Genomic DNA, 17,635 nt, shown 5'->3' with positions numbered 1-17,635 from the left:
TATGTTTCGCGACCTCAGACTTATACCTTGACAGGAGATATTGTGAATAAGAGTCAACAAATCGCCACTATCACGCTAGCGGCAGCGAAGAAAATGGCGCTAACCGTCGAGGCTAAAGCGCTTGAAATCAACGTCCCGGTGGTCTTTTCCGTGGTGGATCACGGCGGAAACACGCTGCTGATGCAACGCATGGACGACGCGTTTGTCACCAGTTGTGATATTTCGCTTAATAAAGCTTATACCGCCTGCTGCCTGCGACAGGGTACTCATGAAATTACTGATGCGGTACAGCCCGGTGCTTCACTCTATGGTTTACAGCTCACTAACCAACAGCGAATTGTTATTTTTGGCGGCGGCTTGCCCGTCATATTTAACGGTAAATTAATCGGTGCTGTTGGCGTAAGCGGTGGTACCGTTGAACAGGACAGGCTATTAGCTGAAACCGCGCTGAATTGTTTCTCTGAATTATAACTCAAATCTAAGAAGGTATATTATGAGCTATCGTATGTTTGATTACCTGGTGCCAAACGTGAATTTTTTTGGCCCCAATGCCATTTCCGTGGTTGGCGAGCGCTGCAAACTGCTGGGCGGGAAAAAAGCGCTGCTGGTGACCGATAAAGGCCTGCGGTCAATTAAAGACGGTGCGGTAGATAAAACGCTCAAACATCTGCGTGAAGCGGGTATTGAAGTGGTGATTTTTGATGGCGTCGAGCCAAATCCAAAAGATACCAACGTGCGCGACGGTCTGGAGGTCTTTCGTAGAGAGCAGTGCGATATTATCGTCACCGTCGGTGGCGGCAGTCCGCATGACTGTGGTAAAGGGATTGGCATCGCGGCAACTCACGAAGGCGATCTTTATAGCTATGCTGGGATTGAAACCCTGACCAACCCGCTGCCGCCGATCGTTGCGGTGAATACCACTGCCGGTACTGCCAGCGAAGTCACCCGCCACTGCGTGCTGACCAATACCAAAACCAAAGTGAAGTTTGTGATTGTCAGTTGGCGCAACCTGCCGTCGGTCTCCATTAACGATCCGCTGCTGATGCTCGGCAAACCCGCCCCGCTGACCGCCGCGACCGGTATGGACGCCCTGACCCACGCCGTAGAAGCTTATATTTCCAAAGATGCCAACCCGGTCACCGACGCTGCCGCTATTCAGGCTATTCGCCTGATCGCACGCAACTTGCGTCAGGCCGTAGCGCTGGGCAGCAACCTGAAAGCTCGCGAGAACATGGCCTACGCCTCTCTGCTGGCGGGTATGGCTTTCAACAACGCCAACCTCGGCTACGTTCACGCGATGGCGCATCAGCTTGGCGGTCTGTACGACATGCCACATGGGGTAGCGAATGCCGTTCTGCTACCCCACGTGGCGCGCTATAACCTGATTGCCAACCCGGAAAAATTTGCTGATATCGCCGGATTTATGGGGGAAAACACTGACGGACTGTCAACGATGGACGCTGCCGAACAGGCCATTCGCGCCATCGCCCGCCTCTCTGCCGATATCGGTATTCCGCAGCATCTGAAAGAACTGGGCGTGAAAGAGGCCGATTTCCCTTACATGGCGGAAATGGCGCTGAAAGACGGCAATGCGTTCTCGAACCCGCGCAAGGGTAATGAGAAAGAGATCGCCGAAATCTTCCGCCAGGCTTTCTGATAAATAAAGGGGGACGCAATGTCACTTTCATCACCGAGCGTACATCTGTTTTATCACTCATGCTGGCAGGATACCCGTGAGCTTGATGAGCTATGCTGGGGGCTGGAGGAACAAGGCGTCCCGTGCCGGGCTATCTGTTACGACGGGAATGATTGCGCGCTGACGTTAAGTAAACTTGCGGCCAAAAGTTCGACGCTGCGCGTTGGTCTCGGCCTCAACGCAACGGGTGATATTGCCTTAACGCATGCCCAGTTGCCCGAGAGACGGGCGCTGGTCCGCGGACATATTGCCGCCGGGATCGGGCAAATCCGCACGCTCGGCGTCAATGCCGGTCAACTGGTCAAAGTGCTTCCCTTCAGCGAGATAAAATAAATGTACCGCATCTATACCCGAACCGGCGATAAAGGTACCACCGCACTGTTTGGCGGCAGCCGTATCGACAAAGACGACATTCGCGTTAACGCCTACGGCACGGTGGATGAACTGATTTCACAACTTGGCGTCTGCTATGCCAGCACGCACCAGGTAGAATTACGCCAGGATCTGCACGCCATGCAGAAAATGCTGTTTGTGCTGGGCGCGGAACTCGCCAGCGATGAGAAAGGTCTCGCTCGCTTAACGCAGACAATTAATACCGAGGATATTCAGTCTCTTGAGCAAATAATTGACCACAATATGGCGCAATGCGGCCCGCTTAAAGAGTTTGTCATCCCAGGGAAAAACCTGGCGTCCGCGCAGCTGCACGTCGCGCGAACGCTGGCGCGTCGGCTGGAGCGTATTCTGACGGCGGCGGGCAGAACGCTTACCGTGCGCGATGAGCTCAAGCGCTACATCAACCGCTTATCCGATGCGCTCTTCTCAATGGCCAGAATCGAAGAAACTACTCCAGATGCTTGCGCTTAAACTGGCTGGCATCAATATCGTACTGTTTCATCTTGCGCCATAGCGTGGTGCGGCCAATATTCAGTAGCTGCGACATCTCCTGCACCCGCCCGCTGGTTACGCGGGCGGCATGGATAATCGCCTCTTTCTCGATAGCGCTAAAGGTCAGGCTGGCGGGTAGTAGCGACGAACTGACATCGGTGCCGTGGCGCTCGGCAAACAGATACTCCGGCAGATTGCTCAGGCGGATATGGCCGTTTTCGCTGCTGATAGCAATGTTCTCGATAATGCTGTTCAGTTCAAAATCATTGCCCGGCCAGGAGTAGGCTACCAGCTGCGCCAGAGCATCTTCATCCACCTTCAGGCGCGATGAAAACCGTTTTTCCAGGCTCTTCAGGCGATTATGCACTAACGATGGAATACTGTTGCGTCTTGCCCGCAGCGGCGGAATGACAATCTCAAACGAATGCAGCGCGTAGTAAAGCTGGCGGCTAAAGCGGTTTTGCTCTACCAGATTGGCAAGGTCAACGGTGGTGGTGGCAATGACTTTAACGTCCACCGGGATCAGCCGACGGGCATCCAGGCGGGTTAACACGCCCTGCTTGATGACCTGCAACAGCGCGGATTGCAGCTCCGGTGCCAAATATTCGATTTTTTCCAGAAACAGCGTCCCGCCGTTGGCCAGCTCAAGACGGCTAAGACGCCCGTTTTCATCGTCCGTCGGCGCGCTACCCATAAAATCCTGACCCAGTACGCTGTCGGCATACAGCTGGCAGTTAACCGCGATATACGGTCCACCGCCCCGCTCGCTCTCATTATGAATCGCCTGGCTGAGCAGCTCTTTACCCACACCTTCTTCACCACACAGCAGCACAGGAAAAGCGCCGCGCGCCGCCTGGCGGCCAAAGTGAATCAGCCGCCGCGTTTCCGGATCGTCCGCCGACATCTGTTCAAAGGTATGGCTCACTTTGCCAAGCTGGCTGGTCATCAGTTGGCGCATCTGCTCAACGGGATGCAGCAGCAAAATAAAGCTGTTGCCCTGCTCTTCAACAATCGGTTTGAGGGTGATTACCGCATCAATAAACTGATGCTGGCTCTCAAAGGTGGCTTCAACGTGATTCAGCCCGCACGCATGCTTAATCGCCCGACGCAGCAGGGCTGGAAGCGTCACCAGGTCATTGATATTTTTCCCCTGACTGGCCTGCGCATCGAGGTGCAACAGCGTTGCGGCCTGCACGTTAAGAAACTGCAAAACGCCCTGCTCGTTCCACGCCATCACCCCATCATCCATGCTCTCCAGTAGGCCGTACATCTGATTAAGATGGCGGTTCGACTCTGCCAGCAGGCTATCGGTGAGCAGAGAGTTGCCGACTTCCCGTGCGATGGCGAGGGTCAGGGACAAATCCGACGTGGCCTGCTCTTCAATCAGGCAACACAGCGAAATGGAGCCAAACAGGCGTCCGTGGTTATCAAACACCGGCGTAGAGCTGAACGACCAACCATGCAGAACCTGCTTAAAATGCTGATCGCCAGAGGTTTTCACCGGCTGTCCGAGCATTGAGGCCAGCGAGAGCGCACAGCTGCCGATAATGCTTTCTGCACAGTAGCTGCCGTCGAGAAACCCCAGTTCCGCCAGTTGGGCGATAGTCTGCGGATCGCCGCAGCGGCTGAGAATACAGGCGGACTCATCGAGAATAAATAACGCGCAGGGACGGCTATCCATAAACTCCCAGGCATCTTCCAGCGCCGCCTGACCAATCGTCAGCAGCGCAGTCTTGCGCCGGCAAATCGATTCAAAAGTCAGTCCCTGCGCCTGATGCGGCGCCTGCCAGGTTTCCCGCTGCATAAACTTGCTGCAACGATGCCATGACTGAGTTATCACCGAAGGAAAGCGTTGAGTCTGCGCCGTCATATCCATTTCCGCTGTGTTAAAAACGACAAACCCTTCGACGGAAACCGCCGAAGGGATATTTTAGCCAGGCCGGGCAGGCCGACGATAAATTAACGCGCCAGCCACTGCTGCCCAAGCAGGTCAGCGGTCAGAATCGCCGCATGCACGCTCTGGGCGCTGACCGGGAACGGCATATTGTGGATGGTTTCGCCTTCAGCGCAGGTCGCTTTCGCTACCGCCTGAATTTTCTCGTCGATATCCTCTTTCACGCCCATCTGCGCCAAAGTCACCGGCAGGCCAACTTTCTGACAGAAGTTCAGCACGGTTTCGATCTCTTCCATTGGGCTGTTTTGCAGCACCAGCTGCGCCAGGGTGCCAAAAGCAACTTTTTCGCCGTGGTACAAATGATGGCACTCTTCGAGGATGGTGAAACCGTTGTGAATAGCGTGCGCCGCGGCCAGACCGCTGCTTTCAAAGCCGATACCGCTGAGGTAGGTATTCGCTTCAACAATACGCTCCAGCGCATCGGTAACGACCCCGGCCTGAGCGGCGAGACGGGCTTTTTCCCCTTCCGCCAGCAGCGTATCATAGCACAGGCGCGCCAGGCTCAAGGCCGCCGCCGTAGACTGACCGCCCGCCATACTGGTGGCTCTGGAGTCATAGCAGGCCTTCGCTTCAAACCAGGTTGAAAGCGCATCACCCATCCCGGCCACCAGCAGACGTACCGGCGCTTTAGCGATAATTGCCGTATCCATCACCACCATATCCGGGTTTTTCGGGTAAATCAGGTACTCTTCAAACTCACCGGCTTCGGTGTAGATAACCGACAGCGCGCTAGTTGGCGCATCGGTGGAGGCAATCGTTGGGATCACCACCACCGGCAGCTTCTGGTAATAACCAATCGCTTTTGCCGTATCGAGCGTTTTCCCGCCGCCAATACCCACTACGCCGCGACAGCCGTGCTGTTTCAGAATGGCAATCAGGCGATTGATTTCAACATGGCTGCACTCACCGTTAAACCGCTCAGCATGGCAGCTGATATTGTGGCTGTTCAGGCCATTCAACACTTTATCTCCCGCCAGCTTCATCACGAAGTCATCGGCAATCACGAAAAAGCTGTCCGCCAGGTTTTTAGCGTACTGACCAAACAGCGTGGAGGCATCTGGACCCTGGAGATATTTGGCTGGAGATTGAATAACTTTTAGCATTCCGTTCACCCTCAAATAAGTGCATGTTTTACATGATGAGCCCCGGCATTTCTTCTTCCAGCCTCGTATTAAGAGCGGGAACGAAAGCGCTACCTGAGCGATGCCATCACTGTAGGGCGAGCGGCGGGCAAAAAAATGTTTCGCATTTTTGTCCCGATATGAAACGGATAACAAAAATTATCGTTTCATATTGGAACGTAAATTCACATGAAACGCTGGGATTGCGATCCCGATCCGCTCGTTTGGCATAAAAACAGGTCTGAAACCGGATGACTGGTCGTGTTTTCCACCACTACAGGCAGCAATAGCAGCAAAAAATATTTCTTTGCCTGCGCCTTCCTGGTATGTAAAGCAAGGTAGAAAAATAGCTTTGCGTCGCATTTTTCCATTTCCCCGATTAAAAACGTTTCATTAAGGAACATAAAATAACAATCGCGTTCCGTAATGAAACCCGTTTTATGACGATTTTTTTTTCCGCTAACTCAGCCAGAATCAATACATCGCCGGATATCGCATATCGTCAGGCGGTACCCCTACACGATGACCGCCTCCGTCAGCAGAGAGGCCGCATCGGCAACCTCCGACGGAGAATAAGCAATGAAAAAACTGATTAACCGTGTCGAAGATGTACTGAGTGAACAATTAGCTGGCCTGGCGAAAGCGCACCCTGAACTCACGCTTCACCAGGACCCGGTCTACATGACCCGTGCCGATTCCCCGGTCGCGGGAAAAGTGGCGCTGCTCTCCGGCGGCGGCAGCGGCCATGAGCCGATGCACTGCGGCTATATCGGCCAGGGGATGCTCTCCGGTGCCTGCCCCGGTGAGATTTTTACCTCCCCTACGCCGGATAAAATGTTCGAATGCGCCATGAACATCGACGGCGGCGAAGGCGTACTGCTGATTATCAAAAACTATACTGGCGACATTCTTAACTTCGAAACCGCCACCGAACTACTGCATGAAAGCGGCGTGAAGGTTACCACCGTCGTGATCGATGACGATGTGGCGGTAAAAGACAGCCTGTACACCGCCGGGCGTCGCGGGGTTGCCAATACCGTGCTGATTGAGAAGCTGGTTGGCGCGGCGGCTGAACGCGGCGATTCACTGGCAGCCTGTGCCGAACTGGGACGTAATCTCAACAACCTCGGTCACTCCATCGGTATCGCGCTCGGCGCCTGTACCGTCCCGGCCGCCGGGCAGCCCTCATTCGAATTACAGGATGACGAAATGGAGTTCGGCGTTGGTATTCACGGCGAACCGGGCATCGATCGCCGCCGCTTCACTTCCCTCGATCGCACCGTCGATGAAATGTTCGAAACCCTGCTGGAGAACGGCACCTACAGCCGCACGCTGCGCCAGTGGGATAACGTCAAAGGCGCATGGCAGGACGTACCGCAGGCGAAAAAAGCACTGCAAAAAGGCGATCGCGTCATCGCCCTGGTCAACAACCTCGGCGCGACGCCGCTATCAGAACTGTACGGCGTCTACAACCGCCTGGCGCAGCGCTGCGAGGAAACCGGCATCGTTATCGAACGCAATCTTATCGGCAGCTATTGTACCTCTCTGGACATGGTGGGCTTTTCCATCACCCTGCTCAAAGCCGATGACGAGACGCTGGCATTATGGGACGCCCCGGTTCACACCCCGGCGCTAAACTGGGGAAAATAAGGAGCACGACATGTCATTAAGCAGAACGCAAATCGTAGACTGGCTCTATCGCTGCGGCGAAATCTTCACTAAAGAGAGTGATTTTTTAACCGGTCTGGACAGAGAAATTGGCGATGCCGACCACGGCCTGAATATGCATCGTGGTTTTAGCAAGGTGGTAGAAAAGCTGCCGTCAATTGCCGACAAAGACATTGGCTTCATTCTGAAGAACACCGGCATGACGCTGCTCTCCAACGTCGGTGGAGCCAGCGGTCCGCTATTCGGCACCTTCTTTATTCGCGCCGCCCAGGTGACCCAGGCCCATCAAAGCCTGACCCTGGATGAGCTTTATCAAATGATCCGCGAAGGTGCGGACGGCGTGGTCAATCGCGGCAAAGCGGAGCCGGGGGATAAAACGATGTGCGACGTCTGGCTGCCAGTGGCGGAATCATTGCGCCAGTCGAGCGAGCAGCACCTGTCGATACAAAGCGCGCTGGATGCCGCCTGCGAACAGGCACAAGCCGCCGTCCACGCCACGATCACCATGCAAGCCCGCAAAGGCCGCGCCAGCTACCTCGGCGAGCGCAGCATTGGACATCAGGATCCGGGAGCAACCTCGGTGATGTTTATGGTTCAGATGCTGGCAGCGGCCGCAAAAGAGTAAGGAAAACGCGATGGTAAACCTGGTTATTGTTTCTCATAGCGCCCAGTTGGGCGAAGGTGTCGGAGAACTGGCCCGGCAGATGTTAATGAACGACGGCTGTAAGCTGGCGATCGCCGCCGGGATTGACGATCCTACAAGCCCAATCGGCACCGATCCGATTAAGGTCATGGAAGCGATTGAATCCGTTGCCGACACCGATCATGTGCTGGTGATGATGGATATCGGCAGCGCCCTCCTCAGCGCCGAAACCGCGCTGGATCTGCTCGATCCGGCGATTGCCGCGAAGGTTCGGCTGTGTGCCGCACCACTGGTCGAAGGCACCCTGGCAGCGACGGTCAGCGCCGCTGCCGGAGCCAATATCGATAAGGTGATCGAAGACGCCATGAATGCGCTGGAGGCAAAGCGCGTACAGCTGGGATTACCATCGCAACCGCAATCCTCTTCCACCGTCGCCGCGCTGACCGATGCGCGCTCCGTTTCGGTGGTCATTAAAAACCACAACGGCCTGCACGTCCGCCCGGCATCAAAGCTGGTCGCCGCGCTAACCGGATTCAATGCCGAGTTGGTGCTGGAGAAAGAGGGGAAATGCGTGACCCCGGATAGCCTAAACCAAATCGCCCTGCTCCAGGTTCGCTGCAACGATACCTTACGGCTTCTGGCCCGCGGCCCGGACGCCGACGCTGCGCTGGCGGCATTTCAGGCACTGGCGGCAGACAACTTCGGCGAGCAAACGGACGCATCGCCTGCGGTTCAACCCGCCACAGCCGCTCGCGTACAGGGCCGCGTAGCGCGGTATCCACAGCCGCATGCTACGGTAGAGCGGGAAAATTGCGGCGATACTGGCCAGCAGCAACTGCGCCTGAAACGAGCCATCGACCAGACGCTGGAAGACCTTAGCGCGCTGACCACGCTGGCGGAAGAGAAGTATTGCGCCGATATCGCGGCAATCTTCTCCGGGCATCATACCCTGCTCGACGACCCTGATTTATTCGAAGCCGCCTGCGATATTGTGCGCGATGAACAGTGTTGCGCTGAGTGGGCGTGGTATCAGGTGCTGGTCGATTTAAGCCAGCAATATCGCCATCTCGACGATGCCTACCTGCAAGCGCGCTATATTGATATTGAAGATATTTTGCATCGCACGCTGCGCCACCTTCAGGGCCGCAGTGAGCCGTTGCCGCAATTTAGCGGGCCAACAATTCTCGTTGCCGACGATATCTTCCCCTCTACCGTGCTGCAACTCGACGCCCGGCAGGTCAAGGGCATCTGCCTGCAGGCGGGCAGCGAACTTTCTCACGGCGCGATTATCGCCCGTCAGGCCGGCATCGCCATGCTTTGCCAGCAGGGTGAAGCGCTGAACACGTTGCAAAACGGTGATACCGTCACGCTCGATATTCCCGGCAAACGCATTATTCGCGGGTAGCTTGCCACCCACCTTTTCGCTGCCGGGGGCCAGTCCTCCGGTTTTTTGCTCAATATCCAGGATCCGTTATGTCTCAATTCTTTTTTAATCAGCGCGCCAACCTCGTCAACGAAGTGATTGAAGGGACCATTATCGCCAGCCCGTGGAACAATCTGGCTCGTCTGGAGAGTGATCCCGCCATTCGCGTGGTGGTGCGCCGCGATCTCGACAAAAATAACGTCGCGGTAATCTCCGGCGGCGGTTCCGGTCACGAACCGGCGCACGCGGGGTTTGTCGGTAAAGGGATGCTGACCGCCGCCGTCTGCGGCGATCTATTTGCCTCGCCAAGCGTTGATGCGGTACTGACCGCCATTCAGGCGGTGACCGGCGAAGCGGGCTGCCTGCTGATCGTGAAGAACTATACCGGCGATCGCCTGAACTTCGGCCTTGCGGCGGAGAAAGCGCGTCGCCTGGGCTATAACGTTGAAATGCTGATCGTCGGTGATGATATTTCGCTGCCGGATAACAAACATCCGCGCGGCATCGCCGGGACAATCCTGGTACATAAAGTAGCGGGCTACTTTGCCGAGCGCGGTCATAATCTGGCAACCGTACTGCGTGAGGCGCAGTATGCCGCTAACCATACCGTCAGCCTTGGCCTGGCGCTCTCCAGCTGCCATCTGCCGCAGGATGCGGAATCGACGCCGCGCCATCATCCCGACCAGGCCGAACTGGGGATGGGGATCCACGGCGAACCGGGCGCTTCGGTTATCGCTACCCAGAACAGCGCGGAAATCGTAGGCCTGATGGTTGAGAAACTCACCGCAGCCCTGCCTGAAACCGGCCGCCTGGCGGTGATGATCAACAACCTCGGCGGCGTGTCGATTGCCGAAATGGCGATTCTGACCCGTGAGCTGGCGAATACTCCGCTGCGCCAGCGTATCGACTGGCTGATTGGCCCGGCCTCGCTGGTGACCGCGCTGGATATGAAAGGCTTCTCCCTCACCGCCATCGTACTGGAGGAGAGCATCGAGAAAGCGCTGCTTTCTGCGGTAGAAACCGCAGGCTGGCAGACACCGGTGCAGCCACGCGAAATCAGCGTAATGCCATCAGCGCTGCGCAGCACCCGTGTAGAGTTTGAACCTTCAGAGAATAGCGTGGTGGCGGGCTATGTTAAGCAGGTCACCAGCACGCTGTCCGATCTGGAAGCAGACCTCAATGCGCTGGACGCTAAAGTTGGCGACGGCGATACCGGCTCCACCTTCGCCGCAGGGGCACGAGAAATCGCCGGTTTATTACAGCGCCGCCAGCTGCCGCTGGATAACCTCTCCACGCTGTTCGCCCTGATTGGCGAGCGTCTGACCGTCGTGATGGGTGGCTCCAGCGGTGTGCTGATGTCAATTTTCTTTACCGCTGCCGGGCAGAAGCTGGAACAAAGGGCAAGCGTCGCCGAAGCGCTGAACGCCGGTCTGGCGCAGATGAAGTTTTACGGTGGTGCGGATGAAGGCGATCGGACCATGATTGACGCCCTGCAACCGGCATTGGCGGCGCTGCTGGCGGAACCGGAAAATCTGCAGGCGGCGTTCACCGCAGCGCAGGCGGGCGCAGACCGTACGCTTCATGCCAGCAAAGCCAACGCTGGACGCGCATCGTATCTGAACAGCGATAGCCTGCGCGGCAATATGGACCCCGGCGCCCACGCGGTGGCGATGGTATTTAAAGCGCTGGCGCAGAAATAACGCAGCTAACAGAACTCCCTGCGGGACGGTAGCCCGGACAGATGCGCAGCATCGCCTCCGGGAAATTCTGTCTCTCTGCACTCTGCTCCCGGGGGCGGCGCAAAGCGCCTGCCCGGGCTACGGGCTCACCGCAGTCTACGGACGGTAGCCCGGACAAATGCACAGTATCGCCTCTGGGAAATTCTGTCTCTCTGCACTCTACTCCCGGGGGCGGCGCAAAGCGCCTGCCCGGGCTACGGGCTCACCGCAGTCTACGGAACGGTAGCCCGGACAGATGCGCAGCATCGCCTCCGGGAAATTCTGTCTCTCTGCACTCTGCTCCTGGGGCAGCGCAAATCGCCTGCCCGAGCTACGGGCTCACCGCAGTCTACGGGACGGTAGCCCGGACAGATGCGCAGCATCGCCTCCGGGAAATTCTGTCTCTCTGCACTCTGCTCCCGGGGGCGGCGCAAAGCGCCTGCCCGGGCTACGGACTCACCGCAGTCTACGGAACGGTAGCCCGGATAGATGCGCAGCATCGCCTCCGGGAAATTCTGTCTCTCTGCACTTTGCTCCCGGGGGCGGCGCAAAGCGCCTGCCCGGGCTACGGGCTCACCGCAGTCTACGGGACGGTAGCCCGGACAGATGCGCAGCATCGCCTCCGGGAAATTCTGTCTCTCTGCACTTTGCTCCCGGGGGCGGCGCAAAGCGCCTGCCCGGGCTACGGGCTCACCGCAGTCTACGGAACGGTAGCCCGGACAGATGCGCAGCATCGCCTCCGGGAAAACTACCGCGCAATTCTCTTTCGTAGCCCGGGTAAGGCGTCAGCCGCAACCCGGGTTTTCTCCGCGCTTACTTACTGTGCCAGTAGGCCTGAGAACGCACCAGTTGCGGGTCAATCTCTTCACCTTCAAAACGCGCCAGCAGCGATTTCACCACCGCCCCTTCGCCGGTCACCCAGATAAAATAATCTTCTGCCGGAACCACCACCTGCGCCAGGCGCTCAGCCACGGCAGATGAGTTATGCCCCACCACCCACTCAATATTAAAGCCGTTGAGATCCACCAGATAATCTTTGTAAGACTCATCGCCAATGGTCACAATCGCCGTCACCTGCGGGCGCGTCGGGAGCAGCTGTAAACCTAACAGACGGCGACGCAGCGCGGGCATTCCGGACTCATCGGTGACGTACAGCTGCCAGGCGTAATCCTCCGGCACCACCAGCGAACCACGCGGACCGCCGATCACCAGCTTATCGCCGATTTTCGCCGCCAGCGCCCAGCGGCTGGCAATACCGCCATCGTGAATAAAGAAGTCGTACGCCAGCTCATGGCGTTCAGCATCGTACAACGGCGTATAGTCGCGGGTCGCCGGACGCGCACCCTCGCCCCAGTTAATGCCTTCATCCGTCACCTCTGGCGGAGTAAACGCAGATCCCGCTTCGGGGAAAAAGAGCTTGGTATGGTCGTCAAAACCTTGGGAAACAAAACCATTCAGCGCCTCTCCACCCAGCACGACACGCTGGAAAGCGCGACCAATGCGCTCAACGCGCAGCACGGTTAACTCACGGAAACGCAGCTCGTTACGAACGCGTTGCGGATAGTTAGGTTGATTTGTCGTTGTCATTTTCAGTCGCCTTCGTGAACAGTAAATAGATATATCTAAAAATCTTGCAAATGATAATGATTGCCATTAAAAAAGAATGCAAGCATTTTTTGATATAAGCACAACAAAACGCCACAAAAGTCAAAAAATCAAAATAAATCCTTAATAATCAATATTATAAAAAATAAATGAATTTCAGGGTTGTCATAAAATATTTTTTAGATATAAATTAGATATATCAAAACAACACAGGAACAAAAACATGAAACATCATAACGAAGAAGGACGTGGGCCACGTGGACGCCACGGTGAACATAGCGAACATGGCGAACATGGCCGCAGAGGCGGAGGTGGCGGACGCCGTCAGCGCTTCTTTGGTCACGGCGAGCTGCGTCTGGTTATTCTGGATATCCTCACCCGCAACGCCAGCCACGGTTACGAGCTAATCAAAGAGATTGAAACCCTGACCCAGGGCAACTACAGCCCAAGTCCCGGCGTTATCTACCCGACGCTCGACCTTCTCCAGGATCAGGGATTAATCAGCGTCGCTGACGAAAACGGGCGCAAAAAAATCGCTATTACCGCCGAGGGCAGCCAGCTGCATGCTGAAAACCAGGAACATCTGGAGCACATCCAGGCCAGGCTACAGGCCCGCATGGTGGGCTGTGAACTGCGTAAAAACCCGCAGATGAAGCGCGCGCTGGAAAACTTCAAAGCGGTACTGGATTTAAGAGTCAATCAGCAGGAGATCACCGAAGCGCAATTGAAGCAAATTATCGGCGTGATTGACCGCGCGGCAATGGAGATTTCCCAGCTCGACTAACCGTCTGCCCCATCGCAGGGCAGCCTGCACCGCCGCAAAGCATGCGGCGGAAGCCCTTTCCTGCATCGTTTTGCGCCTTCAGGAGTAAAACATGCCAATAATATCGCCGTGAGATTAAATTTTGCACAATCACCATTTCACGTTGCGTTTATCCCGATTTTCCTGGTCCGAGCCGAAGTGGCGTAATCCCTGCAATACTTAATTCAGTATCATGTGATACGCCCCGTCCAGGAGCTCATTTTGAACAGGTTACCTTCCAGCGCATCGGCTCTGGCCTGCAGCGCACACGCACTGAATCTCATTGAAAAGCGAACGCTTGATCATGAGGAGATGAAATCACTTAATCAGGAGGTCAGGGAATACTTTAAAGAGCATGTGAATCCAGGGTTTTTAGCGTATCGAAAATCAGTCACTGCTGGCGGGGATTACGGGGCCGTAGAGTGGCAAGCGGGAGGGTTGAATACGCTTGTCGACACTCAGGGACAGGAGTTTATTGACTGCCTGGGTGGATTTGGGATTTTTAATGTAGGGCACCGTAATCCAGTTGTCGTTTCCGCCGTCGAAAATCAGCTCGCTAAACAACCTCTTCATAGTCAGGAACTGCTGGACCCGCTGCGGGCCATGCTGGCAAAAACGCTGGCGGCCTTAACGCCTGGCAAACTGAAATACAGCTTCTTTAGCAATAGCGGCACTGAGTCGGTCGAAGCGGCGCTAAAGCTAGCGAAAGCTTACCAGTCCCCGCGCGGCAAATTTACCTTCGTTGCCACCAGCGGCGCGTTTCACGGCAAATCGCTGGGCGCACTCTCGGCTACCGCCAAATCCACTTTCCGCAAACCTTTTATGCCGCTGCTGCCAGGGTTTCGCCATGTGCCGTTTGGCGATATTAACGCCATGCGTACGCTGCTTAGCGAGTGTAAGAAAACCGGCGATGACGTTGCGGCGGTGATCCTTGAGCCGATTCAGGGCGAAGGCGGTGTCATTTTGCCACCTCCGGGCTATCTGCCCGCAGTGCGAAAACTGTGCGACGAGTTTGGTGCACTGCTGATCCTTGATGAAGTGCAGACCGGGATGGGCCGCACAGGCAAGATGTTTGCCTGTGAACATGAAAACGTCCAGCCGGATATTCTGTGCCTTGCCAAAGCGCTGGGCGGCGGCGTGATGCCAATTGGCGCAACGGTCGCCACCGAAGAGGTGTTCTCGGTGCTGTTCGACAATCCGTTCCTGCACACCACCACCTTTGGCGGTAATCCGCTGGCCTGCGCGGCGGCGCTGGCGACCATCAACGTACTGCTGACGCAAAACCTGCCCGCGCAGGCAGAGCAAAAAGGCGATATGTTGCTGGATGGCTTCCGTCAGCTGGCCCGCGAGTATCCGGATCTGGTGAATGAAGTGCGTGGTAAAGGCATGCTGATGGCGATTGAGTTTGTTGATAACGAAATCGGCTATGACTTTGCCAGCGAGATGTTCCGCCAGCGGGTGCTGGTGGCCGGAACGCTGAATAACGCCAGGACAATTCGCATCGAGCCGCCGCTGACGTTGACGCAGGAACAGTGTGAGCAGGTGTTAAAAGCGGCCCGCCTCGCGCTAGCAGCGCTGCGGGTTTCGGTGGAAGAGGCGTAGTTTTCTCACTCGCCGCCAAAGGTCATCCTCAAAATCCCCTGGCAACACAGCCTCTGTTAACCAGAGTGCTTACGCCAGGGGTTATCGCTCCTCACGCCATTGTTGCTGAAAAACGCAGCTCATTGTCTGTAAAGAACAAAAAACACTCATTTAATTATTTATAAATATGCATTCACATAAAACAATATAAATATTAAATATTTATTTTTATGAATTACCTGAATCTCAATAAAATCAGGAATGTTCGGACATACTTTAAATACTCTTAACCACATGAATTTGATGAACAACAATCAATCAAGTAGTTTATTAAACCAAGCAACACTATAAATACAGCCTTTAATTCTTTTTTCATTATCTGATGCTTTATTAACCTTTTTCAATATTAAAGAGGCCCATAATGGAATAAAGAACATGCAAAACCACATTGAATGGTTTTTTACTCCACTAATAAGCAAATTAACACAATAAAAAACCTATCAAAGGCAATTCTTGCCATCAAATATGAACCGACATTAGAATCTATTTCAGAAATAATTTAATTCACAAAGACTAATTCATCATAAATAACTTAAGTTCCAGGAAAGTATCATCGATGTAACTGACAGAATGATGGATATATAAATTCATACAAACTACTACTAATCTAATAGATAGACCGGAGACATGGATGTCGCTCACGATTTTCGGATTTTTAATTGACGACGCTGTATTATGTTTCAGCCACCCGCTGAAAGTTGTCAATATTACAGAGACACCGCCGCTGTCAAATCCCTTGATCCTACGGGATACCATGTCGAATTTATTATACTTCTTGCTGATTAACCGTCAGCAGAACGTTATTCTGGAAAGTGATATTCTGCACCAGGTCTGGGATAATAAAGGGTTACGTTCTTCGCAATCCCGGCTTATTCAGGTGATATCCAGGCTCAAGTACACCCTGATGCTTGTTGGCGTAAAGCATGATTTTATTGAAAGAGTATCCGGGAAAGGTTACCGGATAACCTCTAGCAATATAAAAACGCTTTATAAATTACCGAATATTGAAGTATTAAGACAGAAAATATAACTCAGCATTACTTCTAATACTTATATACCATTTCCTCACCACCTCTTTTAAAAGAGTTTTTTAACATGGAGTTTTATATGAAACGTGTATTATTATCTACCGCTATTGCTTCTGTACTGATCGCATCCGCAGCTCAGGCATCGGATGGAACAATCAATTTCCAGGGAAAGTTAACTGATGCCACCTGCCAGATTACGATTGACGGCTCATCTTCTCCGGCAACGGTCGTTTTACCGACACTCTCAACTCAGCTTTTAGCCGCTACCGGTGATATCGCTGGACGCACCCAGTTTAATATTGAGCTTTCTGGCTGTACCGGTCTGGTATCCACTTCTACGGCAGCAGCTTACTTTGAAAATGGTTCAACCGTTGACACCACCACCAACAATCTGGTGAACACGACTACCGGCGGCGCGGGTAACGTACAGCTACAGCTGATTGATATTCAGAGCAATAACACCATTGAGATCGGCCGTAGCTCACAAACCTCAAGCAACACTCAGGTGGTTATTCCGAATACCGCCGGGGCAAGTACCGGCACCACAATGCTACCTTATGCCGTTCAGTATTACGCGCTGGGCACAACGACGCCGGGTGTTGTCACCAGTAACGTCAATTTCAGCATTAACTATCAATAAATTCATCGTCATTGGATGACATATGAAACCACCGATGGAAGAAATTCCATCGGTTAACAGGAAGGATCCCATAATGAAAAAAAACATTATTGCCATGCTACTCGCCATGACCACAGTCTTTCCTGCCTGCGCCTCGGTCGTTATTACCGGAACGCGTGTCATATACCCGGCAACCGAACGTGAAGTGACGGTAAAAATGGAAAATAAGGGTAGCTCACCGGTATTAATTCAGTCCTGGGTGGATAATGGCGATCCTGCTTCAACCCCGGATACGGCCACAGCCCCCTTTTTACTAACTCCGCCGATCAACCGTGTTAATGCCGGGAAAGGGCAAACGTTGCGGATTCGTTTTACAGGCGAAACATTACCGCAGGATAAAGAGTCTGTTTTTTATCTTAACGTTCTGGAAATTCCCCCCACGGTCAAAGGTGAGTTAGCAGAAAAGAATCTGCTTTCAATGGCCTTTCGTTCTCGCCTGAAGCTTTTTTATCGTCCACAGAATTTAATTAAAAATGCGAGTGAAGCGCCAGAAAACGTTGTCTGGAAGCGTCAGGGCAACAAGGTGACGGCAAATAATGCCACGCCATACCACGTAACGGTTGCCTACTTTTCAGAAGATGAAAAGGGGGAGAAAAACCTTGGCGCAGGCGGCATGTTAACCCCCGGCGAAACGCGCACCTGGACGCTGGACCGCGTTTCTACCCGCTGGTATCCCATGATTATCAACGACTACGGAGCCCTGCGCCCTGTCGATCCAAATAAAAATAAATGAATTCGGTCTTTATTGTTGGCACCGGCCTGTAAACAGTCA

16 protein-coding genes are annotated in these 17,635 nt (G+C 54.2%); 13 read left to right on the top strand and 3 right to left on the bottom strand.

What is annotated here, in order from left to right:
• Positions 1 to 42 precede the first annotated feature (42 nt).
• The 4 genes from DA718_RS03865 to DA718_RS03850 are packed head-to-tail and all read left to right on the top strand — an operon-like array spanning position 43 to position 2,560.
• The gene (locus tag DA718_RS03865; RefSeq protein WP_110272990.1) at positions 43 to 471 is read left to right on the top strand and encodes a GlcG/HbpS family heme-binding protein; all 429 of its coding nucleotides are present in this window, start codon (positions 43 to 45) and stop codon (positions 469 to 471) included.
• Between the two features lie 22 nt (positions 472 to 493).
• On the top strand, positions 494 to 1,657 hold the full coding sequence (gene dhaT, locus DA718_RS03860; RefSeq protein ID WP_112213673.1) for a 1,3-propanediol dehydrogenase: 1,164 nt from the start codon (positions 494 to 496) through the stop codon (positions 1,655 to 1,657).
• An 18-nt stretch (positions 1,658 to 1,675) separates the two neighbouring features.
• The gene (locus tag DA718_RS03855; protein ID WP_110272988.1) at positions 1,676 to 2,029 is read left to right on the top strand and encodes a glycerol dehydratase reactivase beta/small subunit family protein; all 354 of its coding nucleotides are present in this window, start codon (positions 1,676 to 1,678) and stop codon (positions 2,027 to 2,029) included.
• On the top strand, positions 2,030 to 2,560 hold the full coding sequence (locus DA718_RS03850) for a cob(I)yrinic acid a,c-diamide adenosyltransferase (protein WP_112213672.1): 531 nt from the start codon (positions 2,030 to 2,032) through the stop codon (positions 2,558 to 2,560).
• On the opposite strand, the gene dhaR is transcribed toward DA718_RS03850, so the two are convergent.
• Both dhaR and DA718_RS03840 read right to left on the bottom strand, forming a co-directional pair.
• Entirely contained in the window at positions 2,538 to 4,451 is a 1,914-nt protein-coding gene (dhaR, locus tag DA718_RS03845) for a dihydroxyacetone kinase operon transcriptional regulator DhaR (RefSeq protein WP_112213671.1), read from the bottom strand. The genes DA718_RS03850 and dhaR overlap by 23 nt on opposite strands.
• A gap of 89 nt (positions 4,452 to 4,540) precedes the next feature.
• Positions 4,541 to 5,638 carry a glycerol dehydrogenase gene (locus DA718_RS03840; protein WP_112213670.1) on the bottom strand — a complete coding sequence of 366 codons (1,098 nt, stop codon included), beginning with the start codon at positions 5,636 to 5,638 and terminating at the stop codon, positions 4,541 to 4,543.
• A 597-nt stretch (positions 5,639 to 6,235) separates the two neighbouring features.
• Here DA718_RS03840 and dhaK point away from each other — a divergent pair.
• The 4 genes from dhaK (at position 6,236) to DA718_RS03815 (ending at position 11,090) form a co-directional block, all read left to right on the top strand.
• Positions 6,236 to 7,306 (top strand): dihydroxyacetone kinase subunit DhaK, encoded by a 1,071-nt coding sequence (dhaK, locus tag DA718_RS03830; RefSeq protein WP_112213669.1) that lies wholly within the window; start codon positions 6,236 to 6,238, stop codon positions 7,304 to 7,306.
• 10 nt (positions 7,307 to 7,316) lie between these two features.
• Positions 7,317 to 7,949 (top strand): dihydroxyacetone kinase subunit DhaL, encoded by a 633-nt coding sequence (gene dhaL / locus DA718_RS03825; protein WP_112213668.1) that lies wholly within the window; start codon positions 7,317 to 7,319, stop codon positions 7,947 to 7,949.
• 10 nt (positions 7,950 to 7,959) lie between these two features.
• Complete coding sequence (gene dhaM, locus DA718_RS03820; protein ID WP_112213667.1) at positions 7,960 to 9,372, top strand: dihydroxyacetone kinase phosphoryl donor subunit DhaM; 1,413 nt, start codon at positions 7,960 to 7,962, stop codon at positions 9,370 to 9,372.
• A 68-nt stretch (positions 9,373 to 9,440) separates the two neighbouring features.
• Entirely contained in the window at positions 9,441 to 11,090 is a 1,650-nt protein-coding gene (locus tag DA718_RS03815; RefSeq protein WP_112213666.1) for a glycerone kinase, read from the top strand.
• 831 nt (positions 11,091 to 11,921) lie between these two features.
• Here the strand turns inward: DA718_RS03815 and DA718_RS03800 are convergent.
• Positions 11,922 to 12,695, bottom strand: a complete 774-nt coding sequence (locus DA718_RS03800) for a siderophore-interacting protein (protein ID WP_112213664.1) — start codon at positions 12,693 to 12,695, stop codon at positions 11,922 to 11,924.
• Positions 12,696 to 12,936: 241 nt separating this feature from the next.
• On the opposite strand from DA718_RS03800, the gene DA718_RS03795 reads away from it, so the two are divergent.
• From DA718_RS03795 to DA718_RS03775, 5 genes are all read left to right on the top strand, one after another.
• A complete protein-coding gene (locus DA718_RS03795; protein WP_112213663.1) occupies positions 12,937 to 13,497 on the top strand; it encodes a PadR family transcriptional regulator in 561 nt (186 codons plus the stop codon).
• Positions 13,498 to 13,737: 240 nt separating this feature from the next.
• Positions 13,738 to 15,117: a putrescine aminotransferase gene (gene ygjG / locus DA718_RS03790; RefSeq protein ID WP_112213662.1), complete on the top strand. Its 1,380-nt coding sequence runs from the start codon at positions 13,738 to 13,740 to the stop codon at positions 15,115 to 15,117.
• Between the two features lie 670 nt (positions 15,118 to 15,787).
• A complete protein-coding gene (locus tag DA718_RS03785) occupies positions 15,788 to 16,186 on the top strand; it encodes a winged helix-turn-helix domain-containing protein (protein WP_112213661.1) in 399 nt (132 codons plus the stop codon).
• Between the two features lie 77 nt (positions 16,187 to 16,263).
• Complete coding sequence (locus DA718_RS03780) at positions 16,264 to 16,824, top strand: fimbrial protein (protein ID WP_112213660.1); 561 nt, start codon at positions 16,264 to 16,266, stop codon at positions 16,822 to 16,824.
• Positions 16,825 to 16,897: 73 nt separating this feature from the next.
• Positions 16,898 to 17,596 (top strand): fimbrial biogenesis chaperone, encoded by a 699-nt coding sequence (locus tag DA718_RS03775; RefSeq protein WP_112213659.1) that lies wholly within the window; start codon positions 16,898 to 16,900, stop codon positions 17,594 to 17,596.
• Positions 17,597 to 17,635 lie beyond the last annotated feature (39 nt).

This window comes from Klebsiella huaxiensis (assembly GCF_003261575.2).
GTDB lineage: Bacteria > Pseudomonadota > Gammaproteobacteria > Enterobacterales > Enterobacteriaceae > Klebsiella > Klebsiella huaxiensis.
The sequence above is the reverse complement of the archived record's forward strand: the minus strand, read 5'-3'. Positions and strand labels throughout refer to the sequence as shown.